Below are 25,280 nucleotides of genomic sequence, written 5' to 3'. Positions count from 1 at the left end.
GACGTTTTTATATCGTTGGCATGTGGGAAACGCGCTGGCTTCCGTAACGGTCGCGCATCTGTCCCGAAAAGACAATCCCTCGGGACGCTGATGGGGGGAAGCTGATCGTGCCGGGGTTGGGCAACGCGATCAACGCCGCAACCGCCGCGTTCGGCGGGGCGATCGATTGCGCGGCGGATGCGTATTTCGCCGACCGAGCCGCCAGCGGGCGTGTTCTCAGTGTATTGCAGGAGCGTCATCATGAGTGACCATGAGATAGAGGTCGTGGTCCAAGGCACCACGGCACGGTGCTGTGCCGACGTCGCCGACCATGTGCGAGCTGGATATCGACGGCCGGCCGAACAAACGTATCCTGGAGTCCCGCCAGCGCGCTGGCCAAGCGGCCTCGGCCCGTGCGGGCCAGACAACCCGAATGCCGGGGCTTACTGGATCTGCACCACCCCAGTGTCGGTGAGCGTCAGAGGGTTGGTCGACGCGAACGGCACCGGGACGACGAAATGCACGGTGGTGGATACGGAATAGGCTGCGGTGATTCGTTCCGTATTCCCCGTCGGGCAGCCCGTCGCGGCGGTGGTGGCGGTATAGGTCACCGTCGTGGCAGCGTTACTGATGCAGCTATAGCTGAGGCTGTAGCTGTTCAGCGTGAGGGGATGCGGTGCGCTGCTCATCAGCGCCACCACCCCCTCCGGATCGCCTGACGTGGCTGCGGCCGGCGGCGTGGTCAAGGCGTAGTAATACAGCGCCTGCAGGGCGGTGTTGAGCTGTGCCTTGGCGGAAATATATTCCACCATGTCCGCGCTACCGCCGAACAGCGGCAGCAGAAAGAAGGTTGAGAGCAGGGCGAACTCAACTGCCACACCGGCCCTGCGGCCGCGACGTCGGAAGAATGGCTTCAGCATGTGGGCGACCCCATGGCGAAGGCGACGGTTTTGATCGTCAGGGGGATGTTGACGAACGAGGCAAAGCCGATCGGCTTCCAGTTGTAGGACGCGGTGAGGGCAATATAAGTTCCAGGCAAGCTGCTGGTCCCGTTATCGACCCAGGGACCGGAAACCGCAGAGACCGAACCGTTGCTGTATGTGCTGAAGGCCAGGGTGGCGCCATTCGCCGGGATCGCCGGCGCGGCGTCGGTATTGAAATAGCCTTTAATCGTGGGCAGCGTTGGGCACGCCCCGCCGGCGGCGCTCACCGCTGCGGTGCGCGCCGCCTGCTCCACCGCGTGCTGGAGCGCGCCGATGGTGAACCCGAGCAGCCCCAGATTGACGATGCCGAGCAGAAACGCCGTCAGCGCCAGGCCGCAAAGCGCGAATTCAACGGTCGCATTGGCCTGTCGCGACGCGGCGAAGCGCCGCGTCAGGTGCCGCCCGGCACTCTTTTCTGGAAAACCGGGCCGCTTCATTGGGTGAGCAGGACCTGGGTTGTGGTTTTGCTGGAGAGGCCGATTTGCGATCCGCCTGCCGAACCCGCGGAGATTGCGAGGCTGCCGCTGCCGCTGAGATTGATGCTTTGCGCGACCAGAGCAAGCGTGCCCGAAGCGCCGGATGCGGTCGAGGCCTGGATGGAGGTGCTGGTTCCGCCAGAAATCGTAAGGCTGGCGAGCGGCGTGTAGATGATCCCGGTGAGATAGTCGGTTGCGCCGGCCGTAATCGCATCGCCGTTCGGGCTCACCTGGTAGATCAGCACGCCGCAAATACCCTGGCCCTGCGTGCCATCCCAGGGAAATGGGTTCGCGGGGATGCCGGTGGTGGTGGAATTCGTGGCATTGACCGTGCCTGCCGTCACCGCGCCCGTGGCGTCCGGCGTTACCGCTGTGTTGTTCAGCATGTGGTTGGATAGCGGGTAGGCAGGCCCTGTGGTGCCGGCGGAGGAGAATGGCAATACGCAGTTGGTGGGGGCCGTGGCGCTGTTGGGCACCGGCGCGGAGAGGTTCAGCTTGCCGCCGCCGGTCCATTGGAACGATGAGCCGTTCTCGAACACGAAGGTGGCGCCGTTAGCGGTGAGCGCCCCGCTCCCGGTATCGGTAAAATCGCCATTGCGGAAATAATAGATGCCAGGGCCGAAGGTGACCTGGGCGCTGCCGGAGATGTTCAGGCCGCCGTCGAAATAAAACGTGCCGCCTGCGAAGGTTGTCGTCCCCTCTTGGAGATACATGGCGCCATCGCCGCTGGAGGCACCCGCGGTTCCGCCACCGGTATTGGCGCTGGTCAGGAAGGTGCCCTGGCCGATGCTGAGGGCGGTGTTGGAGCCGTCACTCTGCATGCCGCCATTGAGGTAGAAGATGCCGCCAGGCAAGGATGACGACGTGCCCGTGCTCAGCGGGAGTACGCTCTCGGTTGGATCTTCGAACGAAAGGGCGAAGCCGCTAACGGAGGTGACACCCTGTTTCGTGCTTGTCTTGCCGGTGGCATACACCGTGACCGGCACCAGGGAAGTCTGGTTGGTGGCGAGATAATCATCGATTTTTCCGCCACCGGTCAAGCCGCTGGTGAAATCGATGCCGTTCGCAACGGCGTAGACATTGTCGGTGGCCTGGCTATGGTCGCCGGCGGTGAGCTCCAGGCTGTCACCCCCGCCATAAGATATGCCGTTGGGATAGTTGCAAGGCGCGAGAATGATCGCCTGGGTATTCGAAGCACTGGTCAGGCCGCAGGGCGAGTTCGTGGTTGAATTGAACGTGCTCGACAACGCAGGCGCCGTTGGCATGCTTGGCCATTCAGGCAGTCCCGCATTCCGGAGGTTCGCATAAGGGTCGCTTTCAGCGCTGGAGCTATAGGCGACACTTGCGGTTCCGGCAGGGGGGGAGACGCTTGAGCCGCCGGCGCCATCGCCGCAAACATCGGGCGCGCCGCTTGCCATGCTGATGCTCGGCGCGACGATTTTGCCGGACGGGTTGAGCGCGATAGATCCGGTCACACTCTTTCCGGAACCAGAACAGGCAGTCGTTGAATCCGAGACGATGCCGCAACCGGTTGCGGTGATGGTGGCACCGCCGCTGGCGGAAATATCGGTGCCGCTGGTTCCCAAAGCCACCAGGCAGCCGCCGGCGGTGGAGGTGGTCTTGGAAATATAGGATGCAGTGGCGCTCGCATATTGCGAGCCTGACAGAAACCCATAGACGGGCGAGAAAAACCCGGGGCGCGGGGATTTGGCCGTCGCGGTATAGGTCGTCGTTGTGGCGGTGACATTGCCGGTGGTGCTGGGGCTGCCGATATTGGTGTTCAAGGTCAGAGCGGTTCCCGCCGCACCCGCGACAAAGCCGAACTGCGAATTGGTCGCGTTATCGGCGGCGGCCTGCGCGTAAGGCAGCGCGGCGGATGCCTTGGTGGCGTCACTCGTCTGGTCCAGCCGCGCATCATTCATCGCCGCGGCTAGGGCCGCGGCATCGGCGGCCGATTGCAGCGCCGTCTGGTTCTGATACCAGTAGCCGACATCGACCGACAAGGCTGTAATGCCAAGCAGCATCGGCGCGGAGAGGGTGATAATAACCGCCACACCAGCCCGACGCGCGCGCAAAAAGCGCACCGCCCTCATCAGAGCAGAACGACCGTAGCGAATCACGTGTGCCGACATTGTAACCAGCTCCACCCAGTTAGGCCAGGGAATTGTCGTAATCTCAGTATATGTGTGGACAAATTCTAACAAGGGTAGCCCTGACGTGGCTACTCAGCCCCGAATTCAGGACGATGTGGCGCGACAACGACTTTGGCGGTGTCCACGGCGAAGCCATCAAGCACACGCCACCCGGTGCTCGGCCCGCTCGCCTGCGAATATTCGGTGTTTTCAGTCGACGGCCGGACAGATCTCAGCATGCCGGTCTACAATCCGGCGACGCCCGCGGATGCGGAGAAGATCAGAGCGCAGGTCGAAGCGACGCCAAGACGCGAGGAGACATGAGCCGAAGCTCACTTCTCGGCGAGGGGAGGCCCTTTTTAAGTCGCCATTTTGGCGCGATCGGATTTGTCGGCGTTTTGCGGGTGGGCCAGGTTCGGGCTCCAGACAAGTACGTTCATGTCTGGCGCCCGAACCGGCCTACGATTTGAGAGCTGCAAAGAGATGGGCCTGGAACCGGGTGGCCTCAGGTCAGTCGCCGGGTTGTGCCAGCATGCTGGCCGGCTTGGCTTCCGCAGCCCGCACCTTGGCGGCGCGGCGGTCACTGCCGAGCATCATCGCCACCCCGGCGACAATGAACAGAAACACGCTGAGCAGGAAAAACCCGGCAAAGCCGCTGCCCGTCTCACTTCGCACATAGCCCACCGCGAACGGGCCAAGAAAGCCGCCGAGATTGCCCATATTGATGAAGCCCATCGCCGCGCCGGAAATTTCCGAACGCAGGATCGCGCTCGGCACCGCCCAGAACGGTCCATACGGGCAATAGACGCCAACCGCGGCGACAATCAGGAAGAACAGCTGCAGCCCCGGCGTATGCACCATCTGCCCGGCGATCAGTCCGCAGGCGCCGATGATCACAGGGATGGCGATGAAAGGCTGGCGCTTCATCGCGCGGTCCGACCAGGCGGCGTTGACCACCATGCCGACCAGCGCGCAGGCGAAGGGAATTGCGCTGATCAGCCCGACTTCCAGCGAACCGCCGCCATGGCTGAAGCTCTTCACCACCGCCGGCACCCACATGGTGAAGCCATAGAACCCCGCCATCCAGAAGAAGCAGGCCATTGCCAACGCCAGCACCGTGCGGTCGGAAATCGCTGCCAGGAACCCGGCGGACGGACCCTTGGCCGCGTTCTCGATGGCGAGACGCTGCTCGATATAGGCCCGCTCCTCCGGCGAAATCCATTTTGCTTGGCTCGGCTTGTCGGCGATGAAGAACCACCACACGAACACCCAGATCAGTGGCGGCAGGCCTTGGATGATAAACACGGTGCGCCAGGTGAGGAAGCTGAGTAGCCAGCCGGTGAGCGGCGCCATCAGCACGGCGGAAATCGGCAGGCAGGTGATCCACAAGCCATTGGCGCGAGCCCGCTCGTGCTGAGGGAACCAAGTGGCGAGCAGCACCAGGATCGACGGCCAGACGCCCCCTTCGAACACGCCGAGCAGGAAGCGGGCGATGTAGAGCTGGGTACGGTTTTCAACGAAGCCGGTGAGCACGGCCGTGATGCCCCACAGAACCATGAGGATCGCGATTACCTTGCGCGCGCTCCAACGGCTGGCGAGGTAGCCGCCTGCCACCTGTAGGAGCATATAGCCGACAAAAAAGATCCCGGCGGCAAAGCCTGAGTCGGCGGCGGTGAGGCCGAAGCTTTTGTCAATATACGGCAAGATCATCGCCACATTGATGCGATCGACGTAAGCCAGAATGTACATCACCACCGCCATGGGAATGATGTAGCGCCACCGCTGTGCCGGTATTCCTTTGGTCATGCGTCAATTTCCTCGCTTGAAGTCGTTGAGGACCGAATACTGAAATGGCCTCTCGACCGCAACCGGCGTCATGCCTGGGAATTTTCTGCCGTCTCGTTGCACGCCATGCAGACTTCGTTAGTGATGCCCGGTCATGAGCGGCAGCTTCCCTGGCCATCTCCGTGATCAGGACCGACCCATGCACGCCTTCATGCAAGCGATGGGGCTGGTCAACGACCATGCAGAGGATTGCGGAGCCGCCCTCGCTGTCGGCTGGGAAAGTCCAAAGATGCCCGCATGAGGCGGCGACAAGTCCCTTGACTCGTCTCTTGGGCGGAGCGAGAACAAAAAGAGAACTTTTGTCCCTGCGAGAGTCGTCTGGCCGTGCTGCCATCGCCCAATCTTGCCGTCCTGCGTGAGGCTGTCCGCCGCCTGGAAGCCGGCAGGCGCAAGCATGCGGGTTTGCTTCCTTTCAGCGTGGCGGCGCTGGACGAAAAACTGGCCGGCGGTTTGGCGCTGGGGGCGGTGCATGATGTGGCGGGAGGGGAGGGAGCGGCGGACGATGCTGCTGCCACGCTTTTTGTGGCCGGGATCTTGGCCCGGCTCTCCGGCCCCGTGCTGTGGTGCCTGGCGCGGCCAGATTTTTTTGCGCCAGGCCCGGCCCAGGCGGGGCTGGCGCCGGACCGGGTCATCTATGCCGAAGTGCGGGAGGAAGCAGCGCGCCTGGCCAGCTGCGAGGAAGGGTTGCGCCATGCCAGCCTCGCCGGGGTGGTGGTGGAGCTTTCGCGCCTGTCCATGGTGCAATCGCGGCGCCTGCAATTGGCGGCGGAGGAAGGCGGAGGCCTGGGCATTGTGCTGCGCCGTTGGCGGCGGGCAGGGGATGCGGCTGGGTTCAGCCAGCCAAACGCCGCAGCCACGCGCTGGCGGATCAGTGCCGCGCCGTCGGTGTCGTTGCCGGTGCCAGGCATAGGCCTGCCTCGCTGGCGCGTGGAGTTGCTGCGCTGCCGGGGCGGTGGAACCGCGGACGTCATCCTGGAGGCATGTGATGAGCAGGGTCATCTCGGTCTTCCTGCCGGATTGGCCGATCGAGCGTTTGGCGCCCGGCGACGCCGGGCCTGATCAGAAGCTGGTCCTGGCCGGACATGACGGGCGGCGGCGCATCGTCACCGCCGTGAATGCGGCGGTGCGGCGTGCAGGCGTGCAGCCCGGCATGGCGATGGCCCAGGCGCAAATCCTGGCGCCGGGGCTGGCTGTGCGCCCGGCCGATCCGGCCGGCGATGAGGAAGGCTTGGCCAAGCTGGCGCTCTGGGCGCTGCGCTACACCCCCCTGGCCGCGCCCGATCAGCCGGACGGGCTGGTGCTGGATGTGACCGGTGCTGCGCATCTCTGGGGGGGCGAGGAGGCATTGGTTGCGGACCTGTGCACCAGGCTGGCGCGGCGCGGCATCACCGCCCGGGCCGCGCTGGCCGACAATAGAGGTGCGGCGCACGCTTTGGCCCGCTTCGCCGCCAATCCCACATGGCTAACCCGGCCAGGGAACAGCGGGCCCGTTCTGCTTTCCTTGCCCGTGGCTGCGCTGCGTCTGCCGCAGAAAATTATGGATGGTCTGCACAAGCTCGGCCTGCGTCGCATTGGTGACCTGGCCGATGCCCCGCGTGCCCCGCTCACCCGCCGCTTTGGGCCGGAATTGCAGCTCCGACTGGACCAGGCCTTTGGCCGTGTGGCGGAGCCGGTGGCGGCCGTCGCGCCGCCGAACGTGCCGGAAGCCGCGCGGGATTTTCCCGAACCGCTCACCGCGCCGGAGGCTCTGGCCAACCATACGGGCCAGCTTGTGGAGGCATTGTGTGCCACCCTTGCCACCCAGGCCGCAGGCGCACGGCGGCTGGATCTATTCTTCCATCGCGTCGATCATGCGGTGTTGGCTTTGCGCCTGGGGCTGGCGGCGCCAAGGCAGGATGCGCCGCGCCTGGCCCGGCTCCTGCGCGAGCGGCTGGAAGAGATCGATCCAGGCTTTGGCATTGAGCGCCTGGTGCTGCGGGCAAGCTGGACGGAACCCTTCACCTTGCACCAGACCGCCGCCTTGGAGCAGCATGCCGCGCCGGATTTGGCGCCGCTCATCGACACGCTCGCCAGCCGCGTCGGCGCGCATAATCTCTACCGCATGGCGCCGGTGGAGAGTGATGTGCCGGAGCGCAGCCTGCGGCGCATCCCGCCTCTGGCCCCGCTCGCCGGCAAGGCCTGGCCGTCCTGGCCGCGCCCGGCCCGGCTGCTGTCGCCCCCCGAACCCATTGCCACAATGGCCCTGCTGCCGGACCACCCGCCGATTAGCTTCATCTGGCGCGGTGTGCGCCGCCGCGTGGCGCGGGCCGATGGGCCGGAGCGCATTTTCGGCGAATGGTGGAAGCGCGATGCTGAGCTTTTCGCCGTGCGCGATTATTTCCAGGTGGAAGACGAGACTGGCGCGCGATTCTGGATTTTCCGCGCCGGCGACGGAGAGAATACGGCCACCGGCAGCCAGGCCTGGTTTCTGCACGGGTTTTTCGCATGAATTATGCCGAACTGCAGGTGACCACGCATTTCTCCTTCCTGCGTGGCGCCAGCGCGCCGGAGGAACTCTTCGAAGAAGCCGCACGGCTGGGGATCTCCGCTCTGGGCATCGTGGATCACGGCTCGCTGGCGGGCATCGTGCAGGCGCATGTGGCGGCAAAGGCGCATGGCGTGCGGCTGGTGGTGGGCGCGCGCGTGGATGTTGCGGAAGGGGCCGTGCTGCTTCTGTACCCGACGGATCGCGCTGCCTACGCCAGACTCTGCCGCCTGCTCTCCGTGGGCAAGGCGCGCGGCGGCAAGGGGCAATGCGTGCTGGGCTGGGCCGATATGGCCACCCATGCCGAGGGCATGCTCGCCGTGCTGGTGCCGGATGAAGCGGATGACGCCTGCCGCCATAATCTCGAGCAGATAGCAGCATTCTTTCCCGGCCGCGCCTATCTTGCCCTCACGCTGCGCCGCCGCCCTGGCGACGCGTTGCGCCTGCACCGGATTTCCACATCGGCAGTGGAGGCTGGTGTGCCCACGATCGTCACCAATGACGTTCTCTTCCACGCTTCGGAGCGGCGCATCCTGCAGGATGTCGTGACCTGCATCCGCGAAGGCTGCACCATCGACGAGGCCGGATTCCGCCGCGAGCGCCATGCCGACCGTTACCTGAAACCGCCCATGGAAATGCGGCGCCTGTTTGCCCGTTATCCGGAGGCGCTGGCCCGTACGCAAGAGATCCTGGAGCGCTGCCGTTTCTCGCTCGACGAGCTCTGTTACCAGTACCCGGAGGAGAGCCCCAACCCGCAGCAAAGGTTGGAGGAACTCACTTGGGAGGGCGCGGCGGCACGTTTCCCCGACGGCGTGCCGGCGGATGTGACCGCCATGCTGCGCCACGAACTCGGCCTGATAGGGCGCATGGGCTACGCGGCCTATTTTCTCACCGTTCATTCCATCGTTCGCTACGCGCGCAGTCAGGGTATTCTTTGCCAGGGGCGCGGCTCGGCGGCCAACAGCGCCGTCTGCTACGTGCTCGGCATCACCGCCATCGATCCTGTGCGCTCCAACCTGCTTTTCGAGCGCTTCATCTCTGAAGAGCGCCGCGAGCCGCCGGATATCGATGTGGATTTCGAGCATGAGCGGCGCGAGACGGTGTTGCAATGGGTGTTCGACCATTACGGCCGTGACCGCGCCGCGCTCTGCGCCGTGGTCACGCGCTACCGCGCGCGCGGCGCGCTGCGCGATGCCGGCAAGGCGCTGGGGCTGACGGAGGATGTGGTCGCCGCGCTGAACAGCCAGGTTTCGCATTGGTCGCGCACCGCCGTGGACGAAGCCCAGGCAGCCGAACTTGGCTTCAACGCGGGAGATCGCCGGTTGCGCCTGGCGCTGGAACTGGCCCGTCAACTCATCGGCACCCCCCGCCATCTCTCCCAGCATCCCGGCGGCTTCGTGCTGACACGCGACAGGCTGGACGAGCTGGTGCCGATCGAGCCCGCCGCCATGGAGAACCGGCAGGTGATCGAATGGGACAAGGATGATATCAACGCGCTTGGCTTCATGAAAGTGGATTGCCTGGCACTGGGCATGCTCTCCTGCCTCAAGCGCAGCCTGGACATGCTGGCGGAATCCAAGGGGCTGCGTCTCGGCCTTGCCGATATTCCCACAGAGGATCAGGCGACTTACGAAATGATCCGGCACGCCGACACGATCGGCGTGTTCCAGATCGAGAGCCGGGCACAGATGTCCATGCTGCCGCGTCTGAAACCGAAAACCTTCTACGATCTGGTCATCGAGGTCGCCATCGTCCGCCCGGGGCCGATCCAGGGTGACATGGTGCATCCTTATCTGCGGCGGCGCGAAGGCAAGGAGAAGGTGGAATATCCCTCCCCGGCGCTGGAGAAGGTGCTGAAGAAGACGCTGGGCGTGCCGCTGTTCCAGGAGCAGGCCATGCAGGTGGCGATGGTGGCCGGCGGGTTCTCGGCCAACGAGGCGGATGCACTGCGCCGCGCCATGGCGACCTTCAAGAATACAGGCACGATCGGCAACTTCCGCGACAAGCTGGTCGGCGGCATGATCGCCAACGGTTATGCGCAAGAATTCGCCGAGCGCACCTTCGCCCAGCTTGAAGGCTTTGGCAGTTACGGCTTCCCCGAATCCCATGCCGCCAGCTTCGCCCTGTTGGCCTATGCCTCGTCCTGGCTGAAATGCCACCATCCAGAAATCTTCTGCGCCGCCTTGCTGAATTCCCAGCCGATGGGTTTCTACGCCCCGGCGCAAATTGTCCGCGACGCGCGCGATCATGGCGTGGAGGTACGGCCGGTCTGCCTCAATGCCTCGCGCTGGGATTGCACGCTGGAGAAGGCAGGAGAGCGCTTCGCCGTGCGGCTTGGCCTGCGCATGGTCAAGGGCCTCGCCAATGCCCATGCCGCCGCGCTGCTCGCGGCCCGAGGCGAGACGCCGTTCAGCTCGCCGGAAAACGCCTGGCGCCGGGCAGGCATGCCGGTGGAAGCCTTGCTGCATCTGGCCGAAGCCGATGCGTTCGGCCCGTCCCTCGGCTTGCAGAGGCGCCAGGCGCTTTGGGCCTTGCGGGGGCTGAACGACGTGCCCTTGCCGCTGTTCGCCCAGGCGCAAACCAATGAGCCGGGCATGCCCTTGCCTCCGCTCTCCGCTGGGGGCGAGGTGTTGGCGGATTACGCCAGTGCGGGGCTCTCCCTTCGCGCCCATCCCGTGTCCTTCCTGCGCGGCAAATTGTGCCGGGAGGGCATTGCCAGCTGCGGGGATGTGCACCGCGCCAAGGATGGTGCCTTCCTGGAAGTGGCCGGCCTCATCCTGGTCCGCCAGCGCCCTGGCTCCGCTGAGGGCGTGCTGTTCGTCACACTGGAAGACGAGACCGGCATCGCCAATCTCGTCGTCTGGCCGGATGTGTTCGAGGCGCATCGCCGCACCATCATCACCTCGCGGCTGCTTGCCGCACGCGGGCGTGTGCAGCGCGAAGGCGAGGTGGTGCATCTGGTTGTCCGCACATTGCGTGATCTCTCCGTGGCGCTGGATGCAGTGGGTGAGATGGACGCGCCGGAACTGCGGGTACATAGCCGGGATTTCCGGTAGACGCTTCCCACCGGGCGCCCAACACCTCTTCGAAGCCGACCGATGTTATGACTTCGGTGCGGACGCCATTGAAGGGCTTGTTCTCAATTTGGCTCGTCATGGTCTTGTCCTCAGGTTTGCTGAACATTGATGGTGGTCTGCAGGAAGATGCGCGGGAAGTCGGCTTTAGGGAGCTCCGCCGCGATCGGGGCTGCAGCATTTGATGGCGAAGGCGGCGCGACCTCGTGACCCCGCCTTCGCTTTTTGGATCGATCGTGAACCGTTTATTTTGCAGCGGCCTCGATCGCTTTTGCCAAGCCGTCCGGGTCGGTCAGGAACGGCGTGTGGCCCGTCTGGAGGGTGTACTCGCTGCGCACCGGGGTGTTGGCAATCATCTTGGCCTGGAAAGCCGGGCTGATAACCTGGTCCATCGCAGTGTGTACATAGACCTTGTTCACACGGCCGAAGCGGTCAGCGGTCACGTGCACCGGCGTCGCCAGGGGGGGCAGGGGCTCGTCGAGGATCAGGTTGGGGATCGCCGCTCGCAGAGCCTCGGGAGCGCCATTAGCGAACAGGTCCGCGCGAGCCGAGTAATCGACGACGGCAATGCCCTTGTCCTTCTCGATTTGCAGGTGCGGGCCGATCTTGGCGTCGGGGTCCTGCTGGGCCATCGACACCAGCGAGTCACCGTCCTTCGGCAGGTAAGCCGCGACAAAGACCAGGGGCTTGATCTTCTCCGGCACCTCTTCGGCGGCGTCGGCGATGACGATGCCCCCGAAGCTGTGGCCCACCACGACCATCTTCCGTTCCTGACCGATGCCGAGGGCGTGGCTAAGGCGATCGTGAACGCCGCGCTTTAACCGGTTCACGATGGATGCATGAAGCGAGCCATCCATCCACGCCGGATGGATGCGCGCGTGAGCATCCCGTCAATCAGAACCCAGCCCGGCCAGGGCTGGGTTCTTTGCATTTTGAGCCCATGCACCATGAGCACCGCACCCGAACCGCTGTGCGCGCTGCTGCGGCGTTACGCCGGCGCGCGCGAGGAACCGCTCGACCGCCCAAAGCGAACGCCATTACGCCTTGCCGCCCTACAAGCGCGCTCCTACTAATCGTGCGATCTCAGCCGGAGCTTGCTCAGGAATGGCGAAGACCGAGCTGACATTGATCTCGCAAAGCACATAGGTGTCTTCACCCGATGGTGTCCGCGGACCATAGAGAAAATCGGCATCCCAGATAATCGGCAGCGCTCCAACGCTAATGCCGAGTAGCTCCGTCATTTGGGGAGTCCATTCGGTCTCCATGTTCTTTCGCAACGCCTGAAAAGGCGCGGCCGAAGCAGGGTGCATGATGCGTGGACCAGGCTGCGCTGCCTCGGCGTCCGGCCCTTCCGGAGGTGGTGGGATCAGTGCCTTGATGAACTGATGGCCGAAGCCGATGACGCGGTCGCCGCCCATGTAACAGCGGATCATGCCGTCGGGCAGGCGGCTCTGGAAGGGTTGGTCGACGATGCAGCCACCCGGCGTAAAATAGACCTCACACCGTGCCATGAACTCGGATAGCGACAGGTCCTGAGGTACGCTGCCGCGTTCCGCATGGAGTACCCGCACCATGGTGGTATCATCGTGAGCAGCGTTGGTTTTTTCCACCTTCCAGACACCCTGGCCGGCATTGCCGCGATTTTGCTTCAAGACGCGCGGACCGGCGACTCGCAACTGGTCCGGGAATTCCTCTCGGAAGGCTCGGACGGTGCGGTAGATGTGCGTATCGGTGCCCCATCCAAGATGCCTCGTCCGATGCAGGACTTCTTTCGTACCCATTTTGAGTATGACATCCGGATGCGCGCTGACCCACGGTCCGCGCGCCGCGACGTCGCGCAGCAGCGTGTCGAGCACCGCACGTGTCTTGCCATCCTGTAACGGATTGACCAAACCAGCACACCGTCCACGGCCAGGAGTTGCTCGCGGACCTCGTCGGCGAATGCCTCGTCGAACACCGCCGGCTCGGCATGAATGCCCAGCGCCGCGAGTTCCTCGAACACGCGATGGTAACGATTGTTCTTGGGCGTCGCCATACGCCGGGCCTCGCGGTCGCCGCGCCAGACGACAGCCACTTTAGGCTTTGGGATCGTCATCGTCTCTTGCCCTCTTTCGATTTCATATCTTGGTCTTTCGTCATCGCGCTGCGTGCGCATCAGACGCCCCGCCCCACGAAATAGAGCGCGGTACTGGCCGCCGAGCAGATCGCGAGCGTTGGCATTACGCCAAGCTTAAGGCGGAGCAGAGACATGCCCGCGACGATGGCGAGGGCAAACGCCCAGGGATTGAGGCTGCCGAATACGGGCGCGTCGAACGACATCCCGAGCTCCCGCACGGGCATCGTCGTACGGAACAGGACGTGCAGTGCAAACCATACAGCCAGGTTGGCCACCACGCCGACTACCGCCGCGGTAACCGCCGACAAGGCCCCCGATAGCTTGCGGTTCCCCTGGAGCCGCTCGAGGAGAGGCGCGCCCAAAAAGACGAATGTGAAGCAAGGCAAAAAGGTAACCCAGAGTGTGAGTATCGATGCGGCGACGCCGCCAGGGATGCCTGAAAGGCTATCGGGCGCCCGGTAGCCGGCGAGAAACCCGACGAACTGTAAGACAAGAATCAGTGGGCCGGGTGTCGTCTCGGCAAGGCCCAGCCCGCTCAGCATCTCCGGCGCGCTCAGCCAGTGATAGTTTCTGACGGCCTCCTGGGCGACATAGGCCAGAACCGCGTAAGCCCCACCGAACGTCACGACGGCCATCTTCGAGAAGAACCACGCGATATCGGCGTAGACGCCACCGACCGGTAGCAGCAATCCCACAGGCATCAGCCACAATGCAGCAGACGCCAGCCCGGCAATCCGTGCACCGCGTGCGAAGCGTTCGGCACGGCCCGGATCAGCAGCGAGCACAGCATCAAGCAGCGCGGGCGGTCCATCCTTTGCCTTGCCGTGCGTCCCGCCCGCAAAGTAGCCCGGCGCCGACAGGCCGATCAGGCCAGCCGCGAGGACGACGATTGGAAACGGGACGTTGAACAGAAACAATGCGGCGAATGAGATGCCGGCGAGCGTCCAGGCAACGCCGCCTTTCAGCGCGCGGCGCCCGATGCGTAACACGGCCTCGACGACCAGCACGAGAACGGCGCTCTTGAGGCCGTAGAATAGGGCAACGATCACCGGCACCGCGCCAAACGTTGCATAGATCATCGACAGCACCAGCATGACGATGGCCCCGGGGATGACGAACCATAGACCAGCGCTGAAACCGCCGATCGGTCCATGCATGAGCCAGCCGAGATAAATCGCAAGCTGCTGTGCTTCGGGGCCGGGCAACAAGTGGCAGAAGTTCAAGGCTTGCAGGAAGCGTCGGTCACTGACCCATCGGCGAACGTCAACGACCTCCCTGTGCAGCAGCGCAATCTGGCCGGCAGGCCCGCCGAAAGACAAGCAACCGATCTTTATCCAGACGCGGGTGGCCTCGCCAAGAGTGGGCAGCGGAGGCACAGATGGGACTGCATTGGCTTCGTCCGTCTGTAGGTCATGGTCTAATGTGTGTGCTCTGTAGTCCATCAGATATTCGGCCATATCATCTGCGTTTCTTACAGAAATACTGATAAAGGTTGTCAAAAACAGGGGTGCCCTGTGCGATCCGCTGCGCGTCGTCCTGGTTGGCCATCGCGATGCCGGCGATGAGATGAGCGATGCCGGTCGCTTCCTCGCGGCCGAACTTGCCGTCTTTCAGGTCAATGTCATGGATAATCTCGCCTATCGCCTGGAGTGCAGGATCCGACAGGCCGGCTCGCGACAACAGAACTTCAAAGCTGCAGCGATCCCCTTCATGCGTGAACTCGCCCTCGAACATGTCGAAACGCAGTTCGCCGTCCTTGGGGACGTAATCTTTGCCCGCTTCGAAGCGGATGACCGCATTCGGATCGATAAAGCGGCGGATAAGCCAGGTGCAAGCAATGCGATCGATGTGCACCCCCTTACGCGTGACCCAGATGCGATCTCTTAGGTTCGGGATCGCTTGTTGCGCGGTTTGCCCATGGCCTTTGCTCATCTCGTGATCCTTCGCGATCCTGGCCTCAAGCGTCGCGATCAGGCTCTCCGCCGTGAGGCGGCCGGTGGCGCCAAAAAAGTCGATCATGACAATGTCCGCGAGCCGTTTTCGCAAGCGCCGGACCTGCGTGCGCGCGTCGGAGCCGTCTTCCTGGGCACTCGCCGTGTCGAGCTTGGCAGCGATAACACGCGCTTCCTTGGTGACGGCCTCGTAATCCAGGTCCCGCGCCGTGTCGAAGAGCGCCCGTGCCTGGTCGTCTGACAAGCCGTCGATCAGCCGGGCCTCGCACACCATCGCTTCACCGCCCCCCGCAACGATCTCCTTGAGAAGCCACGCAAAATCCTCTTGCGTCTCGGCCGACGCCGGTAGCGCGTAAACGGTGCTCTTTACGGCGACGGCGCCGATCCCTTGCAACCGCCGCCAGATCTTCACCCGGAAATAAGCCGGTTTGGTCGGCAACTGATGGATGAGGAGCAGCCATTGCGCCGGCGGCGATTCTTCGAGGATCATAGTCATAATGTATCAAAATTTTATCTATTTGCAACGGTTGTATCATAGAAAATGACCTTGTATTGTGCCTAAGGCGGGGAGGGGGACGCTGAAACTTTTTCCTTCAGCCTGTCTGTCAGTAGGAGGAACTGTCCATGAAATGGGTTGTCCGCGAGCGTCTGGTCATCGATCGGAGCGCGGCATGGTGAATCCCATGGCTAACCGCTCGTCACGAAATGAGCGCGTGCTGGGACGAGACGCGGCATTCCTGTTCGTCGTTGTTATGGGCCTGACTGCCACGCCCACTTATGCTGCCAAGGCAGATGCGCCTTTGGTCCTCGAACGGACAATTCCCCTCCCAAATGTCGCGGGCCGCATCGATCACATGGCTGTCGACGTCAGCACTCAGCGGTTGTTCGTCGCCGAGGTCGGCGATGGGAGCGTCGACGTCGTAGATCTTAAATCCGGCAAGATCGAGGGGCGAATCAGCGGACTGAAAGAGCCGCAGGGGATTGCCTATGTCCCTGATCACGACTTGATCGTCGTCGCAGACGGGGGAGACGGTTCGGTGCGCTTTTTCCGAGGGTCCGATCTATTGCCACTTTCACGCATCGACCTTGGTAACGACGCCGACAACATCCGGATGGAGCCTGGGACGAACTATCTGTTCGTTGGATATGGTGACGGTGGACTGGCCATCATCGATGCAGTCCGTCAAGCGAAGCTTGACGATATTAAGTTGCCTGGCCACCCGGAGAGCTTTCAGATCGACCCGAGCTCGCGTCATGCATTCGTAAACGTGCCGGAGGCCCACCAGATCGCGCTTGTCGACCTCAACTCGCTCGCGCAGATCTCAACTTGGCATTTCTATTGGCCGGAGGCGAATTTTCCGATGGCGTTGGCTGGCCCAACCGGCCCTCTCGCCGTGGTCTTCCGCTTTCCTGCTACGATCCTCTTCCTCGATCCGGCGACCGGTACGGTCATCCAGAAGCTCGGCACTTGCGGTGATGCTGATGATCTCTTCTTCGACAACAAGCGCCATCGAGTCTACGTCAGTTGCGGTGATGGTTCGATCGATGTTTTCGCAAAGGGTGCACAGGGATTTCGTTCGATCGGGCGCGTGCAAACCTCCGATGGGGCGCGAACCTCGCTCTTTGTGCCGGCACTCGGCCGTTTCTTCGTCGCGGCCCGCGCGGGCTGGTTCAGGCCACAGGCCGCGATTCTGGTATTCCGACCATCCCCGTGACTGGGGGGGTGCCTGTGCCTTCTTTACCAGCAGGCAGCGTCTCGGCGTCATTTTCTGCGAGGACGCGGACGATCCCACCGGGCGACCTGCGACGAAACGAGGCCATCGGTGGGAACCGATCAGCAGCTCGTTTCCGCCGATAGGTGTGCCGGCCAATTCCAGTTGCGTCCTGATGGCGCCATAGGCTTCATCCGCCGGCTGTTCGAACGGTGCCACATCCAGCACGGACAGCACCGTTTCGAGCTGCTGCGCCAGCCAAGTGGCGCCGCGCTTGGCGTCGTCGTCTTGGCATATGTCTTTGCGTCACACGAACCGCTTCGCCCCCGCGACGCAAAGGACGATGGCGACAGTGGCGACGGCCATGACAGGCGGTACGGTCTCATGCAGCACCAGGGCGGAGGCGGCGAGGCCGAGTGCCGGTTGCAGAAGTTGGAGTTGTCCCACGGCCGCGATGCCGCCCAAAGCCAGCCCCCGGTACCAGAACACGAACCCGACGAGCATGCTGAAGACTGCGACATAGGCGAGCCCTGCCCAGGCACCGCCCGGCACATGCGCCAGCGTGGCGGGGGCGTTCAGCCAGCACAGGGTGAGCATCACCGGCAGGGCGAGCACCAGTGCCCATGAGATTACCTGCCAGCCCCCCAGCTTCCGCGAGAGTTTTGCGCCCTCCGCATAGCCCAGCCCGCACACGAGGATCGCGGCCAGCATCAACCCCACGCCTTCCTGGGACAGATCCGCGCCATGGCGCAACGCCACGCCGATGACGCAGGCGCTGCCCAGTCCGGCGAAGACCCAGAACCCACGGCGCGGCCGTTCCCCGCCACGCAGCAAGCCGAACATCGCCGTGGCCAGGGGCAGGAGCCCCAGGAAAATCTGCGACTGCGCGGCGTTGATGTGCCGCAGGGCCAGGGCACTGAGTAGCGGGAAACCCAGCACCACGCCAAACGCCACGACAGCGAGGGACACAAAATCATCTCGCACCGGTCGCGGCTGGCGGAAGGTGATGAGCAAGACAAGCGCCAGCAGCCCCGCCAGCGCGGCCCGCGCCACGGTGAGGAAGAGCGGATCGAACCCGGCCAGCGCCGCGCGCGTGGCGGGCATGGAGCCGCTGAAAATGACCACGCCCAGCGCGCCGCACACCCAGCCGTCGATCGTCTTCTCCATCCCCACGCCCTTTCATACCCGCACGATGCTTGTGACGGACGGGGCTGGTGCTTCCAGGCACAGACAAGTACAATTTCCCCGAACTGTACTTGGCATTGGAGGGGTACGGATGGCACCGCCGGATGGCACGCTGGTCGCACAGCTCACGCAGGAGATACGCGGGCGCATCGCCGCGCGGACACAAGCGCCAGGGACGAGGCTGCCTTCGATCCGCGCCCAAGCCACAGCACGCGGCATCTCCAAGACCACCGTGGTGGAAGCTTATGACCGGCTGGCGGCAGAAGGCGTCATCGAATCCCGGCGCGGCTCCGGCTTCTACGTGGCCGGACACCCGCCGCCGCTCAGCTTGGCGGAATCGGGGCCGAAGCTGGACCGCGACGTGGACCCGCTCTGGGTCTCCCGGCAATCGCTAGAGACGCCGGACGATGCGCTGAAACCCGGCTGCGGCTGGCTGCCGTCCTCATGGATGCCGGAGGCCAGCCTGCGCCGTGCTCTACGCACTCTGGCGCGCGGGGATTCCGGCGCCCTGACTGACTATGGCAGCCCGCGCGGGCTGCTGCCGCTGCGCGAACATTTAGCGCGGAGGCTCGGTGGCTTCGGCGTGCCGGCCGCGCCCGGACAAATTCTGCTCGTCGATTCCGGCACTCAGGCGGTCGATCTGCTCTGCCGTTTCCTGCTGGAGCCCGGCGATACCGTGCTGGTGGACGACCCCTGCTACTTCAACTTCCGCGCTCTGCTGCGCGCGCACCGGGCGCGGGTGGTCAGCGTGCCCTACATGCCCACGGGGCCGGACATCGCCGCTTTCGCTCAGGTGTTGGAGGAGCAGAAACCGCGCCTCTACATCACCAACTGCGCCGTGCATAACCCGACCGGCGCATCGCTCTCGCCCGTCACGGCACACCGGCTGCTGAAGCTGGCCGAGCAGCACGACCTTACCATCATCGAGGACGACATCTTCGCGGATTTCGAGGCTAAGCCCTCGCCGCGCCTCGCCGCCTTCGACGGTCTGGGGCGCGTGGTGCAGATCGGCAGCTTCTCTAAGACGATCTCGGCATCCCTCCGGTGCGGCTACATCGCCGCGCGGGCGGATTGGATCGAGGGGCTGACAGATTTGAAGATCGCCTCATCCTACTCCAGCGGGCGGTTTTCGGCCGAGTTGCTGCTGGCGGTGCTGCAGGATGGAAATTACCGCAAGCACGTCGAAACCTTGCGCGCGAAGTTGGCGGGCGCGATGAGCCAGGCGAGCACCCGCCTCCGCGCGGTTGGGCTCACGCCTTGGGTGACGCCGCGCGCCGGCATGTATCTATGGTGCGAACTGCCCGAGGCGCTGGATGCGGCGGAGATCGCGCGCCACGCCCTGAAGGAAGGCATCGTGCTGGCGCCGGGCAATGTGTTCAGCCCGGCGCAGACAGCCGGAGGATTCCTGCGCTTCAACGTCGCGCAGTCCACCGATCCGAGAATCTTCCAGATGCTCGACCGCGCCATCAATTTCATCGGGCGGGCTTCCTCACATGTCTAGCAGCACCAGCATCATCGCTCTGGCGCGGCAATATGGCCGCTACGGTTACCGGCGGATCATGGCGCTGCTGCGGGACGCGGGTTGGCTGGTGAACAAGAAGCGCGTTGAGCGTATCTGGCGAGACCGCCTATATCACGCCCGGCAGTCCCTGGGAAAACGGCTACATCGAAAGCTTCATTGCCCGCCTGCGGGGGGAGTTCCTCAACGGCGAGATGTTCTGGCTACCGGCCGCCAGCTCCAGAGGTTTTTCTGGGGCCGCCACCGCCAGCCGCGCTGAAGGGCGCGGCGCCGGCCACAGAAAAACCACACCAACCACCGTGCAATTAACTACATTGGGGCTGGATCACCATTCGGGGGCTTGCCACCGTGTGTCTTGGAGCGCGGGGCGCGCCCCAGCTTGGCCAACTGGGGGAATGTGGTGGGATGCCAAAAAGAAACGGCCATTCGCCCGCAGGGTGAATGGCCGAAAACCGTTGGTTTGTAAGAAATTTCGTGGCGCGCCCGAAGAGATTCGAACTCCTGACCCTCAGATTCGTAGTTCGTGGCGAAGGATAAACCAACGTCCCCTTGTATCCCGTAGGCGCTCGTTTGCTCTCGGTCACCCAAGCTCGGTGCTGGACTGCCGGTCGCCTTGTCCGTCTGCCCCCTCTTTCCCCCCGGTGGCCCGGGGGGAAAGAGGGGGGATGCCCGCCGAGCTAGGCTTTCAGCACGCGCTCTCCTTGATGGTCGTCTCGACGGGCAGGCTGAATAGCGGCCGCAGACTCGTGCCAACGATGTTGCCGATGAAGGCGCAGACGAGCCATAGCCAGCCATGCAGGCTGCCTGACACGATCCCGCTGAAATACGCGCCGATATTGCAGCCGAAGGAGAGGCGCGCGCCATAGCCGAGCAGCAGGCCCCCCAGCACGGCGGCGACGAGCGAACGCGCCGGCACGCGCCAGACCGGAGCGAAGCGGCCCGCCAGCACGGACGCCGCGAACGCGCCGAGCATGATGCCGATATCCATCACCGTCGTGACGTCGAAGGAGAGCGGGGCGGCCAGCGCCTTGGCTTGGCTGTGCCAATAAGGCCAGCTGGCGACATCGACGCCGAACGCCGCAGCCCCTTTGGCGCCCCACAGCGCGAAGGCCGAGGTGATGCCCCACGGCCGGCCGGCGAGTGCCAGGGTGGCAAAGTTGAGAATGGCGAGGGCGATCGCACCAGCCCACATCGGCCAGGGGCCGATCAGCCAGCGCGGCCCGGTGCTGTGCGCGGCCGGCGCTTCGGCGGCCAGCTGGCCGTGCCGGCGTTTCTCGAGCACGACGGTGAGCCCGGCGATCGCGGCGAAGGCCGCGAGATTGAGGGCGATCGCAGGACCGACGCCGAAGCCCTGAATGAGCGAGTATGGCTTGAAGGCCGGCTGTGCGGCCCACCACGGCAGCTGCGCCGTGCCGATCAGCGAGCCGATCACGAAGGAAAACAGCGTGACGATCATGCGCGTGCTGCCGCCGCCCACGGCGAAGAGCGTGCCCGAAGCGCAACCGCCGCCGAGCTGCATGCCGATGCCGAAGAGGAACGAGCCGAAGGCGACCGAAATGCCGATCGGGAACACGTAGCCGGTGACCGCATGACCGAATAGCTTGCCGGATGCCAAGGCCGGGAAGAACAGGACTACACCGAGCGCCAGCATCAGCATCTGCGCGCGCAGGCCGGTGCCCCGGCGGTTTGCGATGAAGACGCGCCAGGTGGACGTGAAGCCAAACGAGGCGTGGTAGAGCACGGCACCGAGCAGCGTGCCAACGGCCCACAGGGCCGCCTGCCGGCTGCTGACGGTATGGTCGAGATAAATGAGCCCGGCGACGAAGGCGAGCAGCGCCAGACTCAGCGCACGAGCGGGCGCACCGGCGAACAGGGGGCGAGCGCCGAGGGATCGGTCGGACATAGTAAGACAAACTCCGGGAAAGCAGGCAGACGGGTCTTGCGGCCTTGCAGGCGCGCGTGTTCCGGAGGCTTCTATGGGCAGGGACAAAGGAATGGCAATATTGAAAGTTGCCGGAAATATATTCATCTAAACAAAGCGTCGTGCGGTGGGGAAACATTCTCCGCGGCGCCGCCGGCGGGGAAAATACTGTTGTCTCGTGGTCAGACTCGGGGGATCGGGTTGGCTGCCTGCCCGTCCCCCTGCACTGCGCCGAGCCGCGCGTCGCGTGTGGAAGCAGCTTGTTTCCTTGGTGGAGGGGTGCTGCTGCGGCAAGACGGGCATGAGGTCCTCGCGGCGTGTCTGGGACCGCGGGGTACCGCCATAGTTGGTCCTGCGCCGAATCCCGCCGGACAACCGACGCCGAAATTGGCCAATGGTGGGAATGTGGTGGGACGCCAAAAAGCAACGGCCATTCGCCCTCGGGGGGAATGGCCGGAAACCGTTGGTTTGTAAGGAATTTCGTGGCGCGCCCGAAGAGATTCGAACTCCTGACCCTCAGATTCGTAGTCTGATGCTCTATCCAGCTGAGCTACGGGCGCGTCGTGGGCGGGGATGTAACCGAACCGTCGCGGTCAGGCAACCCCGCCCGGTAAATTAAGTGGCCGCGAGTTCCGCGAGCACAGCATCCCCCATTTGTGTGGTGGAAATCTGCGCGCGGCCGGGCTCGGCGATGTCCGGGGTGCGGCCGGCCTTGGCCAGCACGCGCTCCACGGCGGCCTCAATCGAAGCGGCTGCCGCCTCCATGTCGAAGGAATAGCGCAGCAGCAGCGCCAGGCTGAGGATCTGCGCCAGCGGGTTGGCGACACCCTTGCCGGCGATGTCCGGGGCGGAGCCGTGGATCGGTTCGTAGAACGCCGGGCGGCTTCCGTCGGCCTTCAGGGCGCCCAGCGTGGCCGAGGGCAGCATGCCGAGCGAGCCGGTGAGCATCGCCGTGAGGTCAGAGAGGATGTCACCGAACAGATTGCCGGTGACGATCACGTCGAACTGCTTGGGGTTCTTGGCGAGCTGCATGGCGCAATTGTCGGCATACATGTGTGTGAGCTGCACATCCGGATATTCGGCCTTTTGCAGCCCCGTCATCACCTGGCGCCAGAGCAGGCCGCTCTCCATCACGTTAGCCTTCTCCACGCTGCACACGCGCTTCTGGCGCTTGCGCGCGAGGTCGAAGGCGACGCGGCCGACGCGCTGGATCTCGGCGGTGGTGTAAACCTCGGTGTTCACGCCACGCTGGGACCCATCAGGGAGGGTCTCGATGCCGCGGGGTTCGCCGAAATAGATGCCGCCGATCAGCTCGCGCACGATCATGATGTCCAGCCCGCGCACCAGTTCAGGCTTCAGCGAGGAGGCTTCAGCCAGGGCGTCGAACACTTTTGCCGGACGCAGATTGGCGAACACGGCGAGGTCCTTGCGCAGGCGCAGCAGCCCGGCCTCGGGGCGGATCTCGAACGGCACGGAGTCCCATTTCGGGCCGCCCACCGAGCCGAACAGCACGGCGTCGGCGGCGATGGCCTTGGCGACGGTGGCGTCGGTCACCGGCACGCCATGCGCGTCGATCGCCGCACCGCCGACCAGATCCTCAATCACTTCGAATCTTGCTTCGCTTCTGGCCTGCACCCAGTCCAGCACGCGCTTGGCCTGCGCCATCACCTCCGGGCCGATGCCGTCGCCGGGCAGGAGCAGCAGGGTCTTGGTGGTCGTCATGGATTCAAACTCCGTGGATAGACGGCCGCCAGGACTCTTCCTGGGCGCGGCGCGTTTCGAAACTGTCGATCGAAGGGGCATGGGCCATGGTGAGGCCGATATCGTCGAGCCCGTTGAGCAGGCAGTGCTTTCTGAACGGCTCGACCTGGAACGGGATCTGGCTGCCGTCCGGGCGCAGCACGATTTGCTTCTCCAGATCCACGGTGAGGCGGGCATTGGTGCCGAGCTTGGCGTCCTCCATCAACTGCTCGCAGATTTCCTTGGGCAGTACGACGGGCAGGACGCCGTTCTTGAAGCAGTTGTTGAAGAAGATGTCGGCGAAGCTCGGGGCGATGACGCAGCGTATGCCGAAATCCAGCAGCGCCCAGGGGGCGTGCTCGCGGGAGGAGCCGCAGCCGAAATTCTCGCCGGCCACGAGGATTTCCGCCTTGCGGTATTGCGGCTGGTTCAGCACGAAATCGGGCTTCTCCGCACCGTTCGAATCATAGCGCATGTCGGAGAACAGATTGACGCCCAGGCCGCTGCGCTTGATGGTTTTCAAAAAGCGCGCGGGGATGATCTTGTCGGTGTCGACATTCTCGATATTGAGCGGCGCGGCGATCGCGGTGAGTTCGGTGAATTTCTGCATCAGACCAGCTCCCTGACATCGGTGAGCGCGCCGGTGACGGCGGCGGCGGCGGCCATGGCGGGGGAGAGCAGGTGCGTGCGCCCGCCCGGCCCCTGGCGGCCCTCGAAATTGCGGTTGGAGGTACTGGCACAGCGCTGGCCGGGCGTCAGCTTGTCCGGGTTCATGCCCAGGCACATCGAGCAGCCCGCCTCGCGCCATTCAAAGCCGGCCTCGCGGAAAATCCGGTCCAGCCCTTCCTTCTCAGCCTGCTGCTTCACCAGGCCGGAGCCCGGCACCACCATGGCACGGACGGTCTCGGCCACGCGGCGGCCTTCCACCACTTTCGCGGCGGCGCGCAGATCCTCGATGCGCGAATTGGTGCAGGAGCCGATGAACACCACGTCGATCTTCGTGCCGGCCAGCTTCTGGCCGGGCGCGAGGTCCATGTATTTGAGCATTTGCGTCATCTGGGCGCGGCGGGACTCGTTGGGCTCGGCTGCCGGGTCCGGCACCAGGCCGGTGATCGGCACCACCGCCTCGGGCGAGGTGCCCCAGCTCACCTGCGGGATGATCTCGGCGGCGTTCAGTACCACCACCTTGTCGTAATGCGCGCCCTCATCGCTCGGCAGGGTCTTCCAGTACGCGACCGCGCGGTCGAAATCCGCGCCTTTCGGGGCGTAGGGGCGGCCCTTCACGTAAGCGAAGGTGGTCTCGTCCGGCGCCACCAGCCCGGCGCGGGCGCCGGCCTCGATGCTCATGTTGCAGATCGTCATGCGGCCCGCCATGTCGAGCGCGCGGATCGCCTCGCCGGCATACTCGATGACATGGCCATTGCCGCCGGCGGTGCCGATCTTGGCGATGATGGCGAGGATGATGTCCTTGGCGACGCAGCCGGCGGGCAGGGTGCCATCCACGCGGATCAGCATGTTCTTCGCCGGCTTCTGCAACAGGGTCTGGGTGGCGAGCACATGCTCGACCTCCGAGGTGCCGATGCCGAACGCGAGCGCGCCCAGGGCGCCGTGCGTGCTGGTGTGGCTGTCGCCGCAGACGATGGTCATGCCCGGCAGGGAAATGCCTTGTTCCGGCCCGATGACATGCACGATGCCCTGGCGCGTATCGGTCACGGGGATATAGGGCACGCCGAAGGCCGCGACGTTTTCCTCCAGCGTGTCCACCTGCAGCCGGCTTTCCGGCTCGGCGATGCCCTGGCTGCGGTCTTCGGTCGGCACGTTATGGTCGGCAACGGCGATGGTCGCATCCACGCGGCGCACCTTGCGGCCGGCGAGACGAAGGCCTTCGAAAGCCTGGGGGCTGGTGACCTCGTGCACCAGATGGCGGTCGATATAAAGGACGCAGGTGCCGTCTTCCATGCGCTCTACCACATGCGCATCCCAGATCTTGTCGAACAACGTTCGTGCCATCGCTTCTGTGCCTCCTCATGTAAAGGAAGGCCAGGGGGACGCTGTCCCCCTGGACCCCCTGCCAAAGGCTGAGCCTTTGGAATCCATCCGTTGGCTTTGATCAGGGAGGGGC

The 25,280-nt window shown here is 64.4% G+C and carries 20 protein-coding genes, 1 tRNA gene and 2 pseudogenes; 9 read left to right on the top strand and 14 right to left on the bottom strand.

Going from position 1 to position 25,280, the window contains the following annotated elements:
* Positions 1 to 107: 107 nt before the first annotated feature.
* Entirely contained in the window at positions 108 to 248 is a 141-nt protein-coding gene (locus VNC39_RS03020; RefSeq protein ID WP_325396027.1) for a hypothetical protein, read from the top strand.
* A 174-nt stretch (positions 249 to 422) separates the two neighbouring features.
* Here the strand turns inward: VNC39_RS03020 and VNC39_RS03015 are convergent, their stop codons facing one another.
* From VNC39_RS03015 to VNC39_RS03005, 3 genes are read right to left on the bottom strand one after another with little or no spacing between them, the layout of a single operon-like run.
* A complete protein-coding gene (locus tag VNC39_RS03015) occupies positions 423 to 857 on the bottom strand; it encodes a hypothetical protein (RefSeq protein ID WP_325396025.1) in 435 nt (144 codons plus the stop codon).
* 35 nt (positions 858 to 892) lie between these two features.
* Entirely contained in the window at positions 893 to 1,399 is a 507-nt protein-coding gene (locus VNC39_RS03010; RefSeq protein WP_325396024.1) for a TadE/TadG family type IV pilus assembly protein, read from the bottom strand.
* On the bottom strand, positions 1,396 to 3,492 hold the full coding sequence (locus VNC39_RS03005) for a pilus assembly protein TadG-related protein (RefSeq protein WP_325396022.1): 2,097 nt from the start codon (positions 3,490 to 3,492) through the stop codon (positions 1,396 to 1,398). Before VNC39_RS03005 ends, VNC39_RS03010 begins: the two co-directional genes overlap by 4 nt.
* 216 nt (positions 3,493 to 3,708) lie before the next feature.
* Between VNC39_RS03005 and VNC39_RS03000 the strand changes: the two genes are divergently transcribed.
* Positions 3,709 to 3,894, top strand: a complete 186-nt coding sequence (locus tag VNC39_RS03000) for a hypothetical protein (protein ID WP_325396020.1) — start codon at positions 3,709 to 3,711, stop codon at positions 3,892 to 3,894.
* Positions 3,895 to 4,080: 186 nt separating this feature from the next.
* Here the strand turns inward: VNC39_RS03000 and VNC39_RS02995 are convergent, their stop codons facing one another.
* Positions 4,081 to 5,376 (bottom strand): MFS transporter, encoded by a 1,296-nt coding sequence (locus VNC39_RS02995; protein WP_325396018.1) that lies wholly within the window; start codon positions 5,374 to 5,376, stop codon positions 4,081 to 4,083.
* Between the two features lie 363 nt (positions 5,377 to 5,739).
* Between VNC39_RS02995 and VNC39_RS02990 the strand changes: the two genes are divergently transcribed.
* The 3 genes from VNC39_RS02990 to VNC39_RS02980 are packed head-to-tail and all read left to right on the top strand — an operon-like array spanning position 5,740 to position 10,995.
* Positions 5,740 to 6,474 carry an ImuA family protein gene (locus tag VNC39_RS02990; protein ID WP_325396016.1) on the top strand — a complete coding sequence of 245 codons (735 nt, stop codon included), beginning with the start codon at positions 5,740 to 5,742 and terminating at the stop codon, positions 6,472 to 6,474.
* Positions 6,401 to 7,903, top strand: a complete 1,503-nt coding sequence (locus tag VNC39_RS02985; protein ID WP_325396014.1) for a Y-family DNA polymerase — start codon at positions 6,401 to 6,403, stop codon at positions 7,901 to 7,903. The genes VNC39_RS02990 and VNC39_RS02985 overlap by 74 nt, the downstream gene beginning before the upstream one ends.
* A complete protein-coding gene (locus VNC39_RS02980; RefSeq protein ID WP_325396012.1) occupies positions 7,900 to 10,995 on the top strand; it encodes an error-prone DNA polymerase in 3,096 nt (1,031 codons plus the stop codon). The genes VNC39_RS02985 and VNC39_RS02980 overlap by 4 nt, the downstream gene beginning before the upstream one ends.
* 263 nt (positions 10,996 to 11,258) lie before the next feature.
* On the opposite strand, the gene VNC39_RS02975 is transcribed toward VNC39_RS02980, so the two are convergent.
* The 4 genes from VNC39_RS02975 to VNC39_RS02960 all read right to left on the bottom strand — a co-directional run bounded on the left by VNC39_RS02975 (position 11,259) and on the right by VNC39_RS02960 (position 15,571).
* Entirely contained in the window at positions 11,259 to 11,870 is a 612-nt protein-coding gene (locus VNC39_RS02975) for an alpha/beta fold hydrolase (RefSeq protein ID WP_325396010.1), read from the bottom strand.
* Positions 11,871 to 12,065: 195 nt separating this feature from the next.
* Complete coding sequence (locus VNC39_RS02970) at positions 12,066 to 12,905, bottom strand: Cj0069 family protein (protein ID WP_325396008.1); 840 nt, start codon at positions 12,903 to 12,905, stop codon at positions 12,066 to 12,068.
* 262 nt (positions 12,906 to 13,167) lie between these two features.
* Complete coding sequence (chrA, locus tag VNC39_RS02965) at positions 13,168 to 14,586, bottom strand: chromate efflux transporter (protein ID WP_325396006.1); 1,419 nt, start codon at positions 14,584 to 14,586, stop codon at positions 13,168 to 13,170.
* Position 14,587: 1 nt separating this feature from the next.
* Positions 14,588 to 15,571 carry a chromate resistance protein ChrB domain-containing protein gene (locus tag VNC39_RS02960; RefSeq protein ID WP_325396004.1) on the bottom strand — a complete coding sequence of 328 codons (984 nt, stop codon included), beginning with the start codon at positions 15,569 to 15,571 and terminating at the stop codon, positions 14,588 to 14,590.
* A 181-nt stretch (positions 15,572 to 15,752) separates the two neighbouring features.
* Here VNC39_RS02960 and VNC39_RS02955 point away from each other — a divergent pair, with 181 nt between their 5' ends.
* On the top strand, positions 15,753 to 16,796 hold the full coding sequence (locus tag VNC39_RS02955) for a WD40 repeat domain-containing protein (protein WP_325396002.1): 1,044 nt from the start codon (positions 15,753 to 15,755) through the stop codon (positions 16,794 to 16,796).
* Positions 16,797 to 17,099: 303 nt separating this feature from the next.
* On the opposite strand, the gene VNC39_RS02950 is transcribed toward VNC39_RS02955, so the two are convergent.
* A complete protein-coding gene (locus VNC39_RS02950; protein WP_325396000.1) occupies positions 17,100 to 17,960 on the bottom strand; it encodes a DMT family transporter in 861 nt (286 codons plus the stop codon).
* 109 nt (positions 17,961 to 18,069) lie between these two features.
* Here VNC39_RS02950 and VNC39_RS02945 point away from each other — a divergent pair, with 109 nt between their 5' ends.
* The 3 genes and pseudogenes from VNC39_RS02945 to VNC39_RS17405 all read left to right on the top strand — a co-directional run.
* A complete protein-coding gene (locus VNC39_RS02945) occupies positions 18,070 to 19,479 on the top strand; it encodes a PLP-dependent aminotransferase family protein (RefSeq protein WP_325395998.1) in 1,410 nt (469 codons plus the stop codon).
* Positions 19,480 to 19,486: 7 nt separating this feature from the next.
* Positions 19,487 to 19,600: pseudogene (locus VNC39_RS17410) on the top strand (IS3 family transposase); the annotation flags it as partial.
* A pseudogene (locus tag VNC39_RS17405) lies at positions 19,584 to 19,652 on the top strand (hypothetical protein); the annotation flags it as partial. The pseudogenes VNC39_RS17410 and VNC39_RS17405, both read left to right, overlap by 17 nt.
* 530 nt (positions 19,653 to 20,182) lie before the next feature.
* On the opposite strand, the gene VNC39_RS02935 reads toward VNC39_RS17405, so the two are convergent.
* The 5 genes from VNC39_RS02935 to leuC form a co-directional block, all read right to left on the bottom strand.
* Entirely contained in the window at positions 20,183 to 21,400 is a 1,218-nt protein-coding gene (locus VNC39_RS02935) for a YeeE/YedE family protein (protein WP_325395996.1), read from the bottom strand.
* 501 nt (positions 21,401 to 21,901) lie between these two features.
* Positions 21,902 to 21,978: transfer RNA gene (locus tag VNC39_RS02930), tRNA-Arg, on the bottom strand.
* A 55-nt stretch (positions 21,979 to 22,033) separates the two neighbouring features.
* The gene (gene leuB / locus VNC39_RS02925; protein WP_325395994.1) at positions 22,034 to 23,140 is read right to left on the bottom strand and encodes a 3-isopropylmalate dehydrogenase; all 1,107 of its coding nucleotides are present in this window, start codon (positions 23,138 to 23,140) and stop codon (positions 22,034 to 22,036) included.
* 4 nt (positions 23,141 to 23,144) lie between these two features.
* Complete coding sequence (gene leuD, locus VNC39_RS02920) at positions 23,145 to 23,768, bottom strand: 3-isopropylmalate dehydratase small subunit (RefSeq protein ID WP_325395992.1); 624 nt, start codon at positions 23,766 to 23,768, stop codon at positions 23,145 to 23,147.
* Positions 23,768 to 25,168: a 3-isopropylmalate dehydratase large subunit gene (gene leuC, locus VNC39_RS02915; protein ID WP_325395990.1), complete on the bottom strand. Its 1,401-nt coding sequence runs from the start codon at positions 25,166 to 25,168 to the stop codon at positions 23,768 to 23,770. Before leuC ends, leuD begins: the two co-directional genes overlap by 1 nt.
* Between the last annotated feature and the right edge of the window lie 112 nt (positions 25,169 to 25,280).

The sequence above is a fragment of the Acidocella sp. genome (genome assembly GCF_035535915.1).
In the GTDB taxonomy this organism is placed as follows: Bacteria; Pseudomonadota; Alphaproteobacteria; order Acetobacterales; family Acetobacteraceae; genus Acidocella.
Note: the sequence above shows the minus strand (reverse complement) of the source record. Positions and strands in the feature narration are given on the sequence as shown.

What these genes read in the sequence shown, in the direction of transcription:
- VNC39_RS03010 (WP_325396024.1), bottom strand. Translation starts at nt 1,399, where the DNA reads ATGAAGCGGCCCGGTTTTCCAGAAAAGAGTGCCGGGCGGCACCTGACG.
- VNC39_RS02995 (WP_325396018.1), bottom strand. Translation starts at nt 5,376, where the DNA reads ATGACCAAAGGAATACCGGCACAGCGGTGGCGCTACATCATTCCCATG.
- VNC39_RS02985 (WP_325396014.1), top strand. Translation starts at nt 6,401, where the DNA reads ATGAGCAGGGTCATCTCGGTCTTCCTGCCGGATTGGCCGATCGAGCGT.
- VNC39_RS02980 (WP_325396012.1), top strand. Translation starts at nt 7,900, where the DNA reads ATGAATTATGCCGAACTGCAGGTGACCACGCATTTCTCCTTCCTGCGT.
- VNC39_RS02975 (WP_325396010.1), bottom strand. Translation starts at nt 11,870, where the DNA reads ATGGATGGCTCGCTTCATGCATCCATCGTGAACCGGTTAAAGCGCGGC.
- chrA (WP_325396006.1), bottom strand. Translation starts at nt 14,586, where the DNA reads ATGGCCGAATATCTGATGGACTACAGAGCACACACATTAGACCATGAC.
- VNC39_RS02960 (WP_325396004.1), bottom strand. Translation starts at nt 15,571, where the DNA reads ATGATCCTCGAAGAATCGCCGCCGGCGCAATGGCTGCTCCTCATCCAT.
- VNC39_RS02955 (WP_325396002.1), top strand. Translation starts at nt 15,753, where the DNA reads ATGGTGAATCCCATGGCTAACCGCTCGTCACGAAATGAGCGCGTGCTG.
- VNC39_RS02950 (WP_325396000.1), bottom strand. Translation starts at nt 17,960, where the DNA reads ATGGAGAAGACGATCGACGGCTGGGTGTGCGGCGCGCTGGGCGTGGTC.
- VNC39_RS02945 (WP_325395998.1), top strand. Translation starts at nt 18,070, where the DNA reads ATGGCACCGCCGGATGGCACGCTGGTCGCACAGCTCACGCAGGAGATA.
- VNC39_RS02935 (WP_325395996.1), bottom strand. Translation starts at nt 21,400, where the DNA reads ATGTCCGACCGATCCCTCGGCGCTCGCCCCCTGTTCGCCGGTGCGCCC.
- leuB (WP_325395994.1), bottom strand. Translation starts at nt 23,140, where the DNA reads ATGACGACCACCAAGACCCTGCTGCTCCTGCCCGGCGACGGCATCGGC.
- leuD (WP_325395992.1), bottom strand. Translation starts at nt 23,768, where the DNA reads ATGCAGAAATTCACCGAACTCACCGCGATCGCCGCGCCGCTCAATATC.
- leuC (WP_325395990.1), bottom strand. Translation starts at nt 25,168, where the DNA reads ATGGCACGAACGTTGTTCGACAAGATCTGGGATGCGCATGTGGTAGAG.